This window comes from Variovorax sp. W1I1 (assembly GCF_030815625.1).
GTDB classification, from domain to species: domain Bacteria; phylum Pseudomonadota; class Gammaproteobacteria; order Burkholderiales; family Burkholderiaceae_C; genus Variovorax; species Variovorax paradoxus_C.
Window position 1 is genome coordinate 2415900 of record NZ_JAUSWZ010000001.1, and the last position, 14987, is coordinate 2430886.

Consider the following 14987-nt stretch of genomic DNA (forward strand, 5'->3'; position numbering starts at 1 on the left):
GACACCGCCTTGACGATAAGCGCTGACGCTAAGTAATGTCTTTCGGGCTTAAGCTCGCGCCATCTTTAAATAAGGACCAATTCATGGCAAGGACTTTCCTGCAGGTGCAAAAGCAGATTGAGCAACTTCAGAAAGAGGCCGAACAACTGCGCAAGAAGGAAGCGGAAGGTGTTCGCAGCCGAATCAAGGAAGCAATTGCGGTGTACGGCTTCACTGCGGCTGATTTAGGCCTTGGTAAAGGACCTGGCCGGGCGGCAACGACTCAGAAGAGCGCTGCGAAGAAAACGCGAAAGTCCAAGAAGGTGGCCCTTGCTGCGACGGGCGCCCCCAAGTTCAAGGACGACCAGGGCAACGTGTGGAGCGGCCGTGGTCCCCGTCCTGGCTGGTTCAAGGCCGCGCTCGAAGCGGGCAAGTCCGCTGACGAACTGCTGGCCAAGTCGTAAGACTGCCACTCGGCGATCCCGGTAGGTATTCAGCTCATGCGAGTCAACAGACGCGCATGCGGCGGCGGTCCAAGCATCGCATACAGCAGTTGGTAGAAGACTGAACTCGCTTTGCCGCCTGGGCCTCCCGAGCCTGGATGGCCGTGAGCTTCGACGCCGCTATAACAACTCAAGAACACGCTGAGGATCACCGGCGAACAAGTTTTGTTTTCGTGCGCGCGATGGTTTCCAGGGTGGCACATGAATTGGTTTTTTCACGTGCGGGTGCAACCACAGTCGGCCGCCACCGGGACATTTCAGGGCGACAAAAAAGGACGATGAATCGAAGCTGCGGTGCCTGCCAGCACAGAGATGATCTTTGAGACCCGAATGAGTCAGGGCACCGGAACTCTGGGCGGGGCTACTGTATTGAAGCGATTTCCAGGAGTTGGCTTTCTGGACTGACAACCCGTACATCTTTGGGATCGCAGGGCACCCCGCTCAGAGCGCCATCGAATCGCACCCGGACATGGGTGCCGGTCGCCCCAACAACGCACCCAAAGCGTGCGTCGGCATAAACCCGGTCTCCCTTTTGCAGGGACGTGCCGTGGCTGATGTTGAATCTGTCGAGCTGCTTGATGGTCATCGTCCTGTTGCCGCTGTCGCCATTCAACGCATTGCCGGCAAGGACGGTGGACTGGGGGCTTCCAGGCGGCCATTCTTGGTTGGCGGGCGCCCGACGTCGAGAGAGGGATTGGCGACACTGAAACCCCGGACCGACGCGGCTCGTCGCGATGCTCGATCGTCAAATCCGAATCAATGTTTGGCTCGTCGCTTGTCCCGCGCAGTGTTGGCTTTGCTGACGCTCCGTATGGCATCTGCGAACGCGATGAGGATCGCCGGCTTCTCCAGTTCGTCACGTCGAAAGAACAGGCCGAACGACGGCAGGTCGACCCGCGGCCCGACCTTGAGGCGGTGCACACCGCCCCTGGCGACTTCGTCAAGCGCATGCTCCAGCCGTACGGCGCACAGCAGCGACGGGTCCTGGCGGAGGACAGTACCGATCGTGACCGAGGACATCGCTTCGATGACGGGCACGGGCGGCGTGACCCCGCTGTTCAGGAAGACGGTCATGAAAGCCTGCCTGACCAATGTTTCCTTGGGAGGAAGAACCCATTGCGCGGTTTGGAGGTCCGCCCACTTGAACCTGCGTCCGGCGATGCGCCGGTTCGCGGTCGAAGCGAGAACGCAGAGTTCGTCCTTCAGCAGCAACACGGGCTCGAGCAGCGGAATCAGATCGCTGGAGATCAGCTCGGGCGTGATGGCACCGAAAACGCAGTCCAGTTCGCCGTCGAGCAGGCGATGGATGAGTTCATGGACGCGGCCCTCCCGCAACTGCACGGCCGCGCCCGGCATCCGCTCCCGCAGCTTGACGATGGCCGCTGGAACGGTCGCAGTGACCGACGGCGTGCCGACGCGCAGAACCGCAGTCACGCCGCGTTGCATGGCGTCGACATCCTCGGTAGCTCGCGCCAGCTCGTGCAGTACCGCGCGTGCCCGGACTACGGCGCTTGAACCCAGCGCGTTGGCCTGGATGCCTTGATGGCTGCGCTCGAACAGCCTGGCCCCGAAGCAGCCCTCGAGCTCTCCGAGCATCTTGCTGATCGCAGGCTGGCTCAGGTGCAGCCGTGCCGCGGCGCCTCGCATCGTGGGTGTTTCGGCGAGGGCCACGAGCAACTCGAGGTGTCTTAGACGCAGGGTGCGAACGAGGCGGTCTGTTTTGGTGTCCATCCGGGTTCCTGAACCATAGCCAATCGTGATCACATCCTCACGATTATCGAATTTTCAAGAATCGGCACAGGCGATAACGTTGCCCCGATGACATTCGAATCCAGAGAGACAACGGCGGCCGCCGCACCGCTGAAGAACGTGCGGGTGATCGACATGGGGCAATACATCGCCGGACCCGGCGCGGCCATGGTTCTTGCCGAGCTCGGCGCGCAGGTGATCAAGATCGAACCGGTGGCGGGGGACCAAGCCAGGCACATCGGCCGCTATGGCGAGTCGATGATCCGCGCCTACAGCCGCGGCAAGCAGTCGATCGCGCTCGACCTGAAGAGCAAGGCGGGCCTGGAGATCGCCTGGCGCCTGATCGGCGAGAGCGACGTGGTGATCCAGAACCTGCGCCCCGGCGCGGTGGAAGCGCTGGGCCTGGGGCCATCTGCGGTGCGGGAGCGTTTTCCCAAGTTGATCTACCTGTCGATCTCGGGCTTCGGGGACCTGGGGCCTTCGAGCGGGCGCCCCGGTTACGACATCGCGGCCCAGGCCGAAAGCGGATTGATGTCCGTCACCGGCGAGCCGGACCGCCTCCCGCAAAAGGTGGGCGTGCCGATCATCGACGCGGCCGCTGCGCACCTGGGCGCACAGGCGGTGCTCGCGGCGCTCTATGGGCGCGGGCAGACGGGCCGGGGCGAGACGCTGCGTACCTCGCTGCTCGAGGTGGCGATGCATTTGCAGGCCACCACCTGGTGCGACTACTTGGGTGGCGCGCCCGAGCCGACCCGCATCGGCGATGGCCAGCCGAACAACGCGCCCGCCGCGGAGGTGGTGCCCACGCGCGACGGTCACATCGTGCTGTCTGCCTATGCGGAGGAGCACTGGGCGCGGTTTTGCCGCGTGGTGGGACGCGAGCCGCTCGCCACGGACCCACGGTTTCGCACCAACGCATTGCGGGTGCAGCACCGCGCCGAGCTTCGCGTCGTGCTGCGCGAGTGCCTTTCGTCGTTCACCAGCGAGGAGTGCGTCGCGCTGTTGAGCCGCAACCAGATCGTTGTCGGCTTCGTGCGCAGCTACCAGCAGGTCCTTCAAAGCGCCGACGTCAAGGCGAGCGGGATCCTGGTCGACGCCATGGGCGCCGACGGCCGACGCTACCCCTCCCTGGCGTTGCCCTACCGGCTGGGTGATGCGCCCCGAGCCAATCCGGCAGCCGCGCCTTCTTGCGGCGCCGACACCGATCGGCTCCTTGCCGAACTCGGATTCGCGAAGAACGAGATCGAGGAGCTGCGCCGTACCGGCGCGGTCGCGTGACACAAGGAAGCGAACGATGAATTCGAAGACCGACCCCATCGCGCACGGCTGCGACGACGTGGTGATCCAAACGCTGCCGCTTTTCGAGATGATGCGGATGCGCGCCGCAACCACTGCGCGCCGCCATCCCACACTCGGGTTCGCCGCGGCGGATCCGAAGTCCAACGCGCGGTGGGTCAACCAGTTCACCCACACGCACCGCCGCCTGGGCCCTGAAGACAAGGAAGTCGTCAGCCCGAACAACGACACGGTCTACAGCAACGCCTGGCTGGATCTTTCCGAAGGACCGGTGGTCATCGAAACGCCCGACATGGGCGACCGCTATTGGACGCTGGGGCTGCTCGATGCGTGGACCAATCCGTTTGCCTATGTCGGGCGCCGCACGACGGGCAACAGGTCGCAGCGCACGCTGGTGCATGGCCCCGGCTGGCATGGCATCGTTCCGGCCGACATCACGCTGACGGTGGCCGCGCCGGGAAATGATGTGTGGGTGATCGGCCGCCATCTCGTGGAGGACGACGGCGAAGATGCCGCGCGCGTGCGCGCGTCGCAATCCGCGATGCGTCTGGTTCGCCTGGACGGCGCCGACGCTGCGATGCGGGTGGACACATGGATCGATGGCCGCGATGCGGGTATCCCGACGGCCGACCTGTACCTGCGCATCGTGAGCGCCGCACTTCGACGCAACCCGCCGCTGCCTGGCGAACGGCTGGCATGGCCTCCTGCGGCGGCCGGTCTCGCACCTTCATTGACGACCGTCTACGAACGGCTGCGAGCCAACAACCAGCCGCACGATCTGGGCGGAGGCTGGGCCATCCCGGTCATGGTGAAGAACAACTGGGGCGACGATTACCTGACGCGCGCGCGCATCGCTCGCAACTTCATCGGCGCATTGGGCATCGAGGAGGCGATGTACCCCACCGCGGAGGTGGATGCGCGCGGCGTGCCGCTGAACGGATCGCAGCGCTACGAACTGCGGTTCGCGCCGGGAAAAGGGCTGAAGGTGGATGCCTTCTGGTCGCTCACGATGTACCGGCGCAGCGACTGCCTTTTCGTTGCCAATGCCATCGACCGGTACTCGATCGGCGATCGCACGCCGGGCTTGCACCACGACGCCGACGGTGGCCTTGCCATTCGGCTCCAGGCCGAAGACCCGGGACCCGGGGTCAACTGGCTTCCCGCGCCGAAGGGCGAGTCGTTCTATGTCGTGCTGCGGCTCTATCAACCGCATGCCGACCACCTGGCGCTGACATTCGACTATCCGCCGATCCAGCCCCTCTGAAGCCCAGAAAATCAACGGAGACAAGCCCATGACAATGAATCGCCGACACCTTCTCGCCACCGCCGCAGCTGGCCTGGCACTTCCCTGGAGCGCCTCGGGCCTCGCGCAGGCATGGCCTGTGCGGCCGATCCGGCTGGTTTCTCCCTACGGCGCCGGTGGGTCGAACGACATCCTCACGCGCGTTCTGGGCGACTTCCTGGCGCGACGGCTGGGGCAGGGCGTCGTGGTCGAAAACAAGGCCGGCGCCGGCACGCGCATCGCCAACGATTTTGTCGCTAAAGCACCGGCGGACGGCTACACGCTGCTCCATGCAGCGGCACCGATCGCCATCGGCGAGGCGCTGTACAAGGACCTGCCGTATGACGTACACAAGAGCTTCGCCTCGATCGCCAGCACGGCCATCGCTCCCTTGTTCCTGGTGGTCAATGCCGACGCGCCGTACAAGTCGCTCGCGGAGTTCATCAAGCATGCGAAGTCGGATCCGAAAGGTGCGACCTTCGGATCGCCCGGGGCGGGGTCGGCGCCGCATCTGACGGCCGAGCTGCTGCTGCGTGCCTCCGGCGCGAAGGGCATCGTGGTGCAGTACCGCGGCGACGCGGCGGCTTACACCGAGCTTCTTGCGGGGCGGATCGACGCCACCCTGACCGCCATCTCGACCGCCATTCCGCACATACAGGCCGGCAAACTGCGGGTTCTGGGTGTGGCCACCGAAGAGCGGACGCCTCTCTACCCGCAGGCGCCGACCTTCCGGGAGCAGGGACTGCCCTCCGTGGTGGGCTATGGCTGGTACGGCATGCTCGCGCCGGCCGGAACGCCGGCCAGCATCGTTGCGCGGCTGACCGCGGAGATCAACGCCGCGGTGGCCGACCCGGATGTCCGTCGCAAGGCCGAGGCCGCGGGACTGCAACTTCGCGGGAGCACCAGCGAGGACTTCAGCGCGTTCATTGCGAGCGAAACCCGCAAGTGGGCGCAGATCATCAAGGCCGCGAGCATCACGGCCGAATGAGTCTGCGCCGAGGGAGCGTCCCGCCGGGCTCATTCGGGTGCGTTTACCGTCAGAGCTTGCGATATTGCTTCCAGCCGCGCTACACACTTGCGGCAGGCTGCCTCCTCAAACCCAATGGCCGTCTGCAAATGCGCGAGTTGCTCGGGCGAAGGCCCCGGACCTGCGTCCACCAGAAATAGCCGATACGCCTGCGTGACGCCGTCCTGAGCCGCTCGAGCGTCCGCTCTCGCGCGCCGAAACTCGTGCGTGAGTTGCCGAATTTCTTTTGCGTCATACGTCATGGGTACACCGTCGGGATCAAGGCGGGAAGCGGCTACCCGTCAATGCGTCGCGATCACGTCGGATGACGGCTAACGATTCCGCGGGCTTCTCTAGCGAAGCGACCAAGGAGTCGCCCAAGTGGTCCGCAAGCCGGACTTCGGCTGAGGCCCGCGCCAGGATCACGGGGTCGAAGCGCTTTGGAGCTTGGTCGACGACGCCAATGTTCGTTATCGCACCGACGGTATGCAGACAAACGGACATATTGCGGTTGCTGGGTGACGCCGCAAGGCGGGGCCGCATCGAAGTTGCACGCGTTTGGCATCGCGCATTCAGCGGCCAGGCGGCCGCGCCGTTCGCCAGCTCCGAGACACGAGTCTTCGAAGAAGGATCTTCATGGACATGCAACTGCTGATGCGCTTGAGCCGCATGGCACCACAGCGCATCCTGACGCTGGCGGCAGATGTCGCCGCGGCGAAGCGGCTCGCCGACCTCGGATTGATCGAATTCACCATGCGGATCACGACAGCCGGGCGGGCGCTGACGCTGCATGCCGTGCATGTGCACTTGATCACACCGGCAGGGCTGTCGGCGGTCGCGCGCGAGAAATCTCGGCTTGAATGCCGACCCACGCTCGCGTTCTCCGGGCAGAAGCAACTCACGCAGAAGTCTCTTCCAATGGTCAAGACAAAGGACACCCCATGACGCATCGTTTCAGGCCGTCGCGCGGAATCGCGTGGACGCCGCTTCGCTCTTGAAGGGGTTTCGAGGATGTCCAACCCTCCTTTTTTCCACGATGCCTCCGGCTGCGTGCGCTTTTCGGTGATGGTGGGCGGCCATCCCGTAGCTGCCAGCGTCCGCAGAGAGACCTTGCGCTACCGCTTTCACACCAGCGAGAACGCGGATCCGCTCGAAACCTTCGGTCTTCATGTCGAGGAAATCGATGCTGCCGTACGCCGGCGGCTTGCGTGCGGGTCGCCGGCGCCTGTGATGCTGCGCGAATACGATCTGGCTGTCGCGACCTAGTTAGCCACGGTGCCCGCGCATCGGCTCAAGAAATCAGATGCGCATGGCTGCGACTGTCGGGGCGACAGCACCGCGGGCGGCGTTTTCTGGACCCGAACGGTCTGTGATGGCGATGGTTCCGCGGCAGCAGTCGCTCGGTCCGTGCAGGAGGTGGATCGCCATCAGTCCCACCTTGTCGCAGCGGGCGATCAAGCGTGACCGGTCCGCCAGCGGCAGGGCGTCGAACAATCGATGGAGAGTGAAGGCGGTTGGATCGACGGCCACGGGACCGCCTGTGGGAAGTCGAGAAGAATCCGCGGCACCCCGGCGATGCGGCACCGGCGCATTGATGCCCGATGGGGGCTCCCTGTCTGTGCTCCTTCCGTGCGCCAATGTACCGGGAGACTTGCGGGCGACGTTGCGAGTTTCTGCGGCTTCAGCTTTCAGCCCGAGCGAGCCGCACCAGGCGTCGGTCCGTATCGCGCCTGGCGGCACTCGGCGCAGCCAACCGATCGACGGTGGCGAGAACTTCAGAGTTACACCTTTCGAGCTCATGCAAATAGAACGCGTGAGCGGAGGCAGCGAAATGCGCGGCTGACGCGCACATGCGCATTTCTTCGGCAGAAACGGGGCCTTCCGCAAGCAGCCTCGCGGTGATCGCATGCTGGATTTGAACGGCCTCGCGCCGCAACCGGGACGCGCACTGGCGCAATTGAGCAAGATGGGGAAAAGGCTTGTTCATTCGCAACCTCCGGCAAACGGGATGCCCGACCCGATCCGTGGACGGCCGGGAAGTGTCCGCATTGCGAGCCTGAACGACATTCGAGTCGCCACCTTCGAGTCGCCATTGCGTGGAAGGCTGCGCATTTCTATCTTGCCGAGGTCGACGAAGCGACTCGGTCCTGGTACTCGGCCCGGTCGCCGTGCCGCGTGTCAAATCGGGGCGACCAGTCGCTCACGAAGTAGCCGTTGCGGCCGCGCCGTTTTGCCTCGTACAACGCTTCATCGGCGCGCCGAAGCAACTCGGCGTCGTCGAGATCGCCTGCCTTCCACAAGGCAACGCCGATGCTGACCGTGACCTCGAACGGCGCACCTGCGAGAACCGTTGGAGCCCGAAGCGCTTCCAGCAGCTTGCTCGCCAGCGCCGTGGCATCGTTCACGTCGCGCAGACCTTCCAGGATGATCGTGAACTCATCGCCCGCCAGCCGAGCGACCATATCGGATTGCCGTGTGCAGTCACGCATCGTCGTTGCAAAAACCTTCAGCAACCGGTCGCCTGCCTCATGCCCGAACGTGTCGTTGATCGTCTTGAAGTTGTCGATGTCAATGAAGAGCAGTGCCATCGGCGCACTCGATGTTGCGCGCCTCATCGCTTGTTGCAGGCGCTCGATGAACGAAGCGCGGTTCGGCAGCTCGGTCAGCGTGTCGAATTCGGCGCGACGACGCAGTCGCTCTTCGGCAACCTTGCGGGCGTTGATGTCGGCATACGTACCGGCCAGTCGAAGCGCTCTGCCCGCGGTGTCGCGTTCCACGACGCGGCCGCGCGCATGCACCCACAGCCAATCTCCCGCACGCTTGCGAATCCTGAACTCGGCGTGATATTGCGGCACCGCCCCCTTCAGCGCCGCCTTCATGTTGGCCTGCATCGCATCCAGATCTTCTGGATGCACGAATGAGCGAAACACGGCCGGCGATGCCGACTGATCCGACGCGAGATCGTCGCGCATCGCCGAGGCCTGCGCGCTTTGATAGATGCAGTCGGCCTTGAGGTCCCAGTCAAAGAGGGCAAGCCCGGAGCCTTCCAGTGCAAGGCTCAGCCGTTCCTCGCTGCGGGCGCGCTGCAACTCGGCGTCGTGACGGGCCGTGCGATCGATGACCAGTTTGTACACCGCCTGGACGGACCCATTGCTCCCGATTCGGGGGACGAGCGTGACTTCCACCTGGCGCGCACCACGTGGTGTCGCGATCTCGCGTTCGAAGACAACCCGTCTCCCTCCGAGGGCCGCTTCGACGTGATGACGAAAGTCGTTGTAAGCCTCTTGACCGTAGACCTCCTGCAGGCTTCGCCCGAGAAGCGATGCAGGTTCGATGTCCAGCCAGTCCTTGTAGGCCTGGTTGGCGAAGCCGAAACGCTGCTGCGGATCCCAGCGCGAGATCAGGACTGGAAGGCTGTCGGTCACTTGTCGCAGTTGTTCCTCGCTGTCGCGCACCCGCTCGGCGGCATTCACAAGCTCGGCGTCCATGCGGCGGCGTTCGGTGATGTCCAGGTGCGTGCCGACGAGCCGCAGCGGCCGGTTGTTGGCGTCGCGCTCGACGATCATCGCCCGGGCCGAAAGCCAGATGTAATGGCCGTCCTTGTGCCTCATCCGATACTCGGATACGTACGCCGCGGCCTTCCCGCGAAGATGCGGGAAGATCGCCGCGTCGACGATCGCACGATCATCAGGATGGATCAAATTCCTCCACGCACCGGCCAGCGGCAGCGGGTCGTTCTCTGAAAAGCCAAGGAGCGTCCGCTCACGCGAGTTGACGACCAAGTCGCCGCTGGGGACGTGCAGATCCCAAAGCCCCAGGTCGGCACCTTGCAGGGCGAGTTCCAGGCGCTCAGCACTCTCTTGCCGCTCCTTGGCGGCGTCCGCCGCAAGGTGATCGCGCTCCCTTCGTCGCTGCTGGCTGAAGTGAAGGCCCAAGCTCAGGCCGAGCGCGAGAACCGCGTAGAAAATTCCGCGCCGAAGGACCTTGTCGCGCCAAGGCGAATAGATGGCTGATAGATCGCGGCTGACTGCGGCCACGATGGGCTTGTCGATACGGAGGTCGGCTCGGCTGAGCGTGTGCATCGCCCTCATGCGATCGTCTCCGGCGGTCACGGCCCTTCCGGTCATCAGCGTCGCGACTTGCCCGCTCTGCTGATGCAAGGTAAACATCGAGCCAGGTTGTGCCAGATTCACGCCGAGTGTTTGCGCGTTGACAGGCATGTTGACGAAGACCTCGCCGTCGCCGTGTGCAAGCGCTGCACGCATGTCCGGCGCGTAGAGCACGGACCTGAGCACCACCTGAAAATACTCGGGGTCCAGCGTCGCTACGACAACACCGGCAAATTCGCCCTGCGTGCCTGTCAGCACTTTTCCGAGGGCGATCACGCGGGGGCCCAGCGGCGATGTGAACGGCGCCGACAGGTACAGCACCGCCCGGTCCGGCCGTTGACGGGGTGTGACAAAGAAGTCTCGCCGGCTTGAGTTCACGCCCATCAATTCGGTGCGGTTCGAGGCCACGATGACACCGCGATTGTCCACGACCGCCAAGGTGCGGACCCCCGGCATCACGTCGCTCAACAGCTTGAGACGTTCCGAGGTGACCGCATCATTTCCCCTCGATCCGGAGCGTTCGACCTCGTCACGCACGCCCTTGAGCGCATTGTTCGCGCCTTCCAGTTGACGGACCAGGTTCTCGTCGATGACACGCGCCTGACTTTGCAGGCGTTCCCCCTCCTGCGTTGTCAGCGCCATGTATTCGACGTACATCCCGATGGAGAGTACGACGCCCAGCAGCACCAGCGAACCGCCCAGGGCCAGTCGTTCCCAACCGAAACGCCGAGTGTGCGACGCGATGAAGGGGCTCATGTGGATGAGGAAAGGGCCTGCCATGCAGGTATACCGATCGCAAACCAAGGCTCCGAGTCATTGAGAGGAGTAGTCTTTAGCATTACAGTCCGCCTGCGCCGCATCATGCGCCTTTATGCGGTGCGCGGGTGATTTACACGACCACCGCAGTCGGGCACATCTGCGCGCACCTGCGCAAGATCATCAAGCCTCGCCCAATGGGGAGATGGTCGGCATCGGTGCCGCGCGCCTGTCGGCTTCGCAGCGCTGCAATGCCAAGCACCGCCTTGGATTTCGCCGATATCTGACGCGAGAGATCGTGTGCAGACACGATTTGCATCACACGGCCACGGCCACGGCCACGGCCACGGCCACGGCCACGGCTGTTGCGCCCCATTTGCTGGACAGCAGGTCAGCGCGAAGGGCTGGTGCAGCGCCTGGCCGAATAGGCTCGAGCAACGAGGGCGATTGCTCTCAGGGGAGGGCGTGGCGCGGCAGACAGATCGTGAAAACGCAACCGATGCCTGGCATATCCCGGACAGTCAAAGTGCCCAAGTCGGACTCCACGCTCTGGCGGGCAATGGAAAGGCCCAGACCCAGACCCGATCTGTCGTGGCTGTGCTGATTGAAGGGCGCGAACATCGTGGCGGCGCTCCCCGTCGGCAACCCCCCGCAGTGGTCTTCGACTTCGATCAGCACGTGTTCGCCAAGCGCATGGACTTTCAACGCGATGGCGGTGTGAGGATGCGTGAATTTGAAAGCGTTCTGCAGGATATTCGCCAGGGCGGCAAGCAGCAGTTCACGATTCCCTCGGATCGCCAGCAGGTGATCCACCACAGGCACCTCGAACGCGCACCCCGCGGCGTTTGCCACCAGTTGTGCGGCGGTCTCGGCTTCCCTGATGAACGCGGCGAGGGAGAAGGTCTGCCGCTGCTCCGGCAGACCATTGCGCACCTCGGCGAGCGCCCGGCTGATCAGGGTGCTCATTGCCGACAGGCTGCGCTTGAGGACGGCACCGGTGGCGCCGCCCACGGACATGCTGCCCAGTTCGAGGGCGTGGATCGCAAGGGTCGCCGTACCCAATGCATTTCGTAATTCGTGGACGAGGAATCCGAAACGCTCGGTGGCATCGAGGGTTTGCTGGCGGGCGATCTGAGTGTCTCGCTGGGAACTGAATTCGGTGACGGCATCCGCAATGGCGTTGTCCAGGCAGCGATTCAACGTCCGAAATTCGCCGACGGCGAACGGAGCGTCGCGTTCGAAAGCCAGGTCCGTGATCGCCTGGCACAAGTCGCCATAGTCGTGGACGACCTGGTCCACGGTGTAGCCCAGCTTCAACAGTTCCTTGCCATGGGCTGTGGCGCTGACTCCCATCTCCGACAGGCTCAGCGAGTCCCCGCCAGACGGCCCCGAGATCCTGATGCTGTCGGCAGGCTTGTCGCTCTCTTCGGCGGCGAGTGTTCTGATCAACTGTTCGAGGAACAACGGGATGCCGTTGACCAACTGATGTTCAGTGGCGGCGCGCCGAGGCCTCTGTGCGACCTTCGCCTTGCAGCGCGAGATCAGGTCCTCTCGGTTGTTGGCGAGAAAGTTGCGCATGCTCCGGACCTTGATGGCTTTCGCCTCGTTCATTCAATGAATACCGCCTGCCCGAGTAGACGGCGAATCGTTCATCCTCGGCTGCTCCGCGAAGATCTGTCTGTGCGCTGTCGCACATGCGAGATGCGATCGGCGCAGGTCCTGGCGGTTTAGGAGCACCCGGACAAGCGGTCGCTGGGCGGGAACCGTATGTCATCGACGCCGCGGTTGCCGTCGCCGATGATCAGCTCGCGCTTTTCCACCTGGGGCGGGGCGACGGATCAGCGGTTGGCGCGAAAGGATCTGAATGGCCTCGAGAAGCCTCTCGACCGGTTCGCCACATCGGCGACCCGATGCTTTTCCAGATGCGCGATGAAGCGATCGATGTCGCCCGGGACCCCCGGCGCCAGCCCGATGCGAGCCATAGGATGGTCGGAGCCCCGGCCTGCCGCGCGTGCTTCAAGTAGGCGGCAACGTCCTCCCGATAGCGCTTCTGCGGGCGCGCGTACACGACGCACGCGTGGCATCGATGCAGTCCATGTTCCGACCGGTTCCGCCGGCCTGCGCACGATGCTGGCCCTGCGCTCTCGGAGGCAGCAGGCGGGATGCTGCGGTGCATTGTGAAGGGCGTGCCTGTGGCTTCGCAAGGCTGCGCCGTCGTTCTCGCATTCAAGGCGCGTGCCGCCTGTCTTCAGCAGCCGTGAGCGCTGCGCTGCGACGGAGTCGGGGTTTGAACTCTGAAGCGGTCCCAAGAAAGCAGCGTTGCTGCGGGGACTTTCAGCCAGAGGAGCCGTTCTCCGTGAGGCGGAATGCGACCTGGATCCAATGCCGTCCACCCGGTACTTCCGCCGGTGTCGCTGATCGCACAAGCGCCTCGCGATGACGCGCACCGGGCGATTTCCGGGAGACGACGTCTGTGCGCCGCCGCACATTTGCAGAGCCGAATGCCGAGTCTATTGAATTAATTCAATACAAAAAGAAACCAAAGCAAACATGTAGGGGGGAATCGACGGAACCGATGACAAATGACTTACTGTGCGCCGTCCAATGTTCGTTTTGTTACAAAGGGAGGGCGAAATGGAAGCCGAGTGCGCTGATTTGTCGACCGCAAAGGAAACTCTCACGCAAGATTATTCGGGCCGGAGGCAATTCGACGGATTGACCACGCCACCCGCAACAGCGTGTCCGTGGCCGAGTCGCGCGGGGCAACACGCCAAACCGGTTCGCGTTCTGCTGGTGGACCCGGATGCGTCGATCCGATGCGTGATCGCTCAGGAACTGCTGTGCGATATCCGCATCCAGCTCGACGGCCAGGCGAGCACGGTGCGGGAGGGGCGGCGGCTTCTGAGGGAGCACGAATTCGATGTGCTGGTGGTGGACGTTTGTATGGGCGATGGCAGCGGCTTCGAACTGATCGAAGAGGCCAGGAAGCATCGCAGCGCACCTGAAGTCATCGCCATCTCTGCGCGCGAGGACGAGTCCCAGACTCTGCGTGCGTTGGAGCTCGGGGCCTCCGGCTATTTGGCCAAGAACGCATGGCTGCAGAGCTACGCACACGCCGTCTTGCATGTGGTCAACGGCGGAGCCGTGGTCACCGCGACGATGATCCGCCAGTTGCTCCCCCGACTGCACCATCCGCATCCGCATCCGCATCCGCCTTCGGCCGCCGCAGCTGTTCGCCCGTTGGCTAGCGACGAATCGCTGTCACCACGAGAACGCCAGGTGTTGCGACTTGTCGCGATCGGGAACGTCAGTGCTGACATCGCGGCCCAGCTCACCATCAGCCCCCAGACGGTTCACGCCCACATCAAGAGCATCCACCGCAAGCTGCATGTCCACACGCGAGCGCAGGCAGTGAATTTCGCGACGCAGAAAGGCCTGTTGTAGGACCGCGCCGAGCCCTGTTCCGCAACCCTTCCGGTGGGACGCTTCGGGTCCCCCTGGACGGCCGGACTTGCCTTCGGCGAGGCCTTCTTGGAGCGTGGCATCTTCCCGCGCCACATGGCGTTTGGTGAGTCAATGGAATTCAAAGCCGCGTACGCCAGCATGAGCTCGCAATTCAGTGCACCGCCGTGCCGACGCCCGGCCCGCTCACGCAACCGGGCGCGACAGATCCGCCGCTTGCCACGGCCACCCTCATATGTCTTCGATGTTCATCAGGGCAACAAAGCACCCGTCCCCGGAGGGAGCAGGGCTCACTTCGACGCGGACCGCTGGCTCGAGCCCATTCGCATCGCGCCACCTGAGCGTGCCGGAGGCATATCCGCCTCGGCCTGTCTTGGCGATCAAGTGCTGCAACGCGCGCAGGCTGTCGGTTGTGAAAAATGTGTCGATCGGCAGTCCACGGGCCTCGTCGTGCTCGATCCCGAGCATTCTCGCGCCCCTGAGGTTTGCTTCCCGGATCAAGAGTGTGCGGTCCAAGGAGAAGCAGCCAACCGGGTGGAAGTCATAGAGTTCGACCTGTCGGCGCAGAGCAACTTCGAGCTCCGCGCGCGATTCGCGCAACTCCTCGGCCTGCAGATCCAGTTCGACCTGATGGACCTGCAGTTCGTGAAGCAAGGCAAGCGCATCGGCCGCAGTGTCGGGAGACGACGCCAACGCGTGCAGCACGGCCAGCGCATCGGTCGCCTTGGCGGCCGAACTCTTGGCTCCGGCGGCTCCGCCGGTCCGCTCCAATCGGCTCGCGGCTCGAAGCCGAAGATCGCCCCGCGGTGTTGCTTTGACGAGGTGATCAGGCATGGCAGCTTTCT

The 14987-nt window shown here is 64.0% G+C and carries 14 protein-coding genes and 1 pseudogene; 8 read left to right on the forward strand and 7 right to left on the reverse strand.

What is annotated here, in order from left to right; translation table 11 throughout:
• Positions 1-83: 83 nt before the first annotated feature.
• On the forward strand, positions 84-443 hold the full coding sequence (locus QFZ83_RS11475; RefSeq protein ID WP_307506248.1) for an H-NS histone family protein: 360 nt from the start codon (positions 84-86) through the stop codon (positions 441-443).
• Between the two features lie 400 nt (positions 444-843).
• On the opposite strand, the gene QFZ83_RS11480 is transcribed toward QFZ83_RS11475, so the two are convergent.
• Complete coding sequence (locus QFZ83_RS11480; RefSeq protein WP_307506251.1) at positions 844-1068, reverse strand: hypothetical protein; 225 nt, start codon at positions 1066-1068, stop codon at positions 844-846.
• A gap of 170 nt (positions 1069-1238) precedes the next feature.
• Complete coding sequence (locus QFZ83_RS11485) at positions 1239-2213, reverse strand: LysR family transcriptional regulator (RefSeq protein ID WP_307506254.1); 975 nt, start codon at positions 2211-2213, stop codon at positions 1239-1241.
• Between the two features lie 87 nt (positions 2214-2300).
• Here QFZ83_RS11485 and QFZ83_RS11490 point away from each other — a divergent pair, with 87 nt between their 5' ends.
• From QFZ83_RS11490 to QFZ83_RS11510, 5 genes are all read left to right on the forward strand, one after another.
• Positions 2301-3509, forward strand: coding sequence for a CaiB/BaiF CoA-transferase family protein (locus tag QFZ83_RS11490; protein ID WP_307506256.1), 1209 nt, complete (start codon positions 2301-2303; stop codon positions 3507-3509).
• Between the two features lie 16 nt (positions 3510-3525).
• A complete protein-coding gene (locus QFZ83_RS11495; RefSeq protein WP_307506259.1) occupies positions 3526-4791 on the forward strand; it encodes a DUF1254 domain-containing protein in 1266 nt (421 codons plus the stop codon).
• A 28-nt stretch (positions 4792-4819) separates the two neighbouring features.
• Positions 4820-5797, forward strand: coding sequence for a tripartite tricarboxylate transporter substrate binding protein (locus QFZ83_RS11500; protein WP_307506262.1), 978 nt, complete (start codon positions 4820-4822; stop codon positions 5795-5797).
• A gap of 654 nt (positions 5798-6451) precedes the next feature.
• Complete coding sequence (locus tag QFZ83_RS11505) at positions 6452-6760, forward strand: hypothetical protein (RefSeq protein ID WP_307506265.1); 309 nt, start codon at positions 6452-6454, stop codon at positions 6758-6760.
• Between the two features lie 66 nt (positions 6761-6826).
• On the forward strand, positions 6827-7081 hold the full coding sequence (locus QFZ83_RS11510; RefSeq protein WP_307506267.1) for a DUF1488 family protein: 255 nt from the start codon (positions 6827-6829) through the stop codon (positions 7079-7081).
• Between the two features lie 33 nt (positions 7082-7114).
• On the opposite strand, the gene QFZ83_RS11515 is transcribed toward QFZ83_RS11510, so the two are convergent.
• The 3 genes from QFZ83_RS11515 to QFZ83_RS11525 all read right to left on the reverse strand — a co-directional run bounded on the left by QFZ83_RS11515 (position 7115) and on the right by QFZ83_RS11525 (position 10680).
• Entirely contained in the window at positions 7115-7345 is a 231-nt protein-coding gene (locus QFZ83_RS11515) for a hypothetical protein (protein ID WP_307506269.1), read from the reverse strand.
• A gap of 151 nt (positions 7346-7496) precedes the next feature.
• Complete coding sequence (locus QFZ83_RS11520) at positions 7497-7802, reverse strand: hypothetical protein (RefSeq protein ID WP_307506272.1); 306 nt, start codon at positions 7800-7802, stop codon at positions 7497-7499.
• A 127-nt stretch (positions 7803-7929) separates the two neighbouring features.
• Positions 7930-10680, reverse strand: coding sequence for a diguanylate cyclase domain-containing protein (locus tag QFZ83_RS11525; protein ID WP_307506275.1), 2751 nt, complete (start codon positions 10678-10680; stop codon positions 7930-7932).
• Positions 10681-10980: 300 nt separating this feature from the next.
• Here QFZ83_RS11525 and QFZ83_RS32740 point away from each other — a divergent pair.
• Positions 10981-11067 (forward strand): annotated as a pseudogene (locus QFZ83_RS32740) (hypothetical protein); the annotation flags it as partial.
• Positions 11068-11133: 66 nt separating this feature from the next.
• On the opposite strand, the gene QFZ83_RS11530 reads toward QFZ83_RS32740, so the two are convergent.
• Positions 11134-12258 (reverse strand): HAMP domain-containing sensor histidine kinase, encoded by a 1125-nt coding sequence (locus QFZ83_RS11530; protein ID WP_307512692.1) that lies wholly within the window; start codon positions 12256-12258, stop codon positions 11134-11136.
• Positions 12259-13314: 1056 nt separating this feature from the next.
• Here QFZ83_RS11530 and QFZ83_RS11535 point away from each other — a divergent pair.
• On the forward strand, positions 13315-14124 hold the full coding sequence (locus QFZ83_RS11535; RefSeq protein WP_307506277.1) for a response regulator transcription factor: 810 nt from the start codon (positions 13315-13317) through the stop codon (positions 14122-14124).
• A 249-nt stretch (positions 14125-14373) separates the two neighbouring features.
• Here the strand turns inward: QFZ83_RS11535 and QFZ83_RS11540 are convergent, their stop codons facing one another.
• Entirely contained in the window at positions 14374-14976 is a 603-nt protein-coding gene (locus tag QFZ83_RS11540) for a PAS domain-containing protein (RefSeq protein WP_307506278.1), read from the reverse strand.
• Positions 14977-14987: the final 11 nt, after the last annotated feature.

Excerpts from the sequence above, each read along its gene's own strand:
- QFZ83_RS11475 (WP_307506248.1), top strand. The coding sequence starts at position 84 with ATGGCAAGGACTTTCCTGCAGGTGCAAAAGCAGATTGAGCAACTTCAG.
- QFZ83_RS11480 (WP_307506251.1), bottom strand. The coding sequence starts at position 1,068 with ATGACCATCAAGCAGCTCGACAGATTCAACATCAGCCACGGCACGTCC.
- QFZ83_RS11485 (WP_307506254.1), bottom strand. The coding sequence starts at position 2,213 with ATGGACACCAAAACAGACCGCCTCGTTCGCACCCTGCGTCTAAGACAC.
- QFZ83_RS11490 (WP_307506256.1), top strand. The coding sequence starts at position 2,301 with ATGACATTCGAATCCAGAGAGACAACGGCGGCCGCCGCACCGCTGAAG.
- QFZ83_RS11495 (WP_307506259.1), top strand. The coding sequence starts at position 3,526 with ATGAATTCGAAGACCGACCCCATCGCGCACGGCTGCGACGACGTGGTG.
- QFZ83_RS11500 (WP_307506262.1), top strand. The coding sequence starts at position 4,820 with ATGACAATGAATCGCCGACACCTTCTCGCCACCGCCGCAGCTGGCCTG.
- QFZ83_RS11505 (WP_307506265.1), top strand. The coding sequence starts at position 6,452 with ATGGACATGCAACTGCTGATGCGCTTGAGCCGCATGGCACCACAGCGC.
- QFZ83_RS11510 (WP_307506267.1), top strand. The coding sequence starts at position 6,827 with ATGTCCAACCCTCCTTTTTTCCACGATGCCTCCGGCTGCGTGCGCTTT.
- QFZ83_RS11520 (WP_307506272.1), bottom strand. The coding sequence starts at position 7,802 with ATGAACAAGCCTTTTCCCCATCTTGCTCAATTGCGCCAGTGCGCGTCC.
- QFZ83_RS11525 (WP_307506275.1), bottom strand. The coding sequence starts at position 10,680 with ATGAGCCCCTTCATCGCGTCGCACACTCGGCGTTTCGGTTGGGAACGA.
- QFZ83_RS11530 (WP_307512692.1), bottom strand. The coding sequence starts at position 12,258 with ATGCGCAACTTTCTCGCCAACAACCGAGAGGACCTGATCTCGCGCTGC.
- QFZ83_RS11535 (WP_307506277.1), top strand. The coding sequence starts at position 13,315 with ATGGAAGCCGAGTGCGCTGATTTGTCGACCGCAAAGGAAACTCTCACG.
- QFZ83_RS11540 (WP_307506278.1), bottom strand. The coding sequence starts at position 14,976 with ATGCCTGATCACCTCGTCAAAGCAACACCGCGGGGCGATCTTCGGCTT.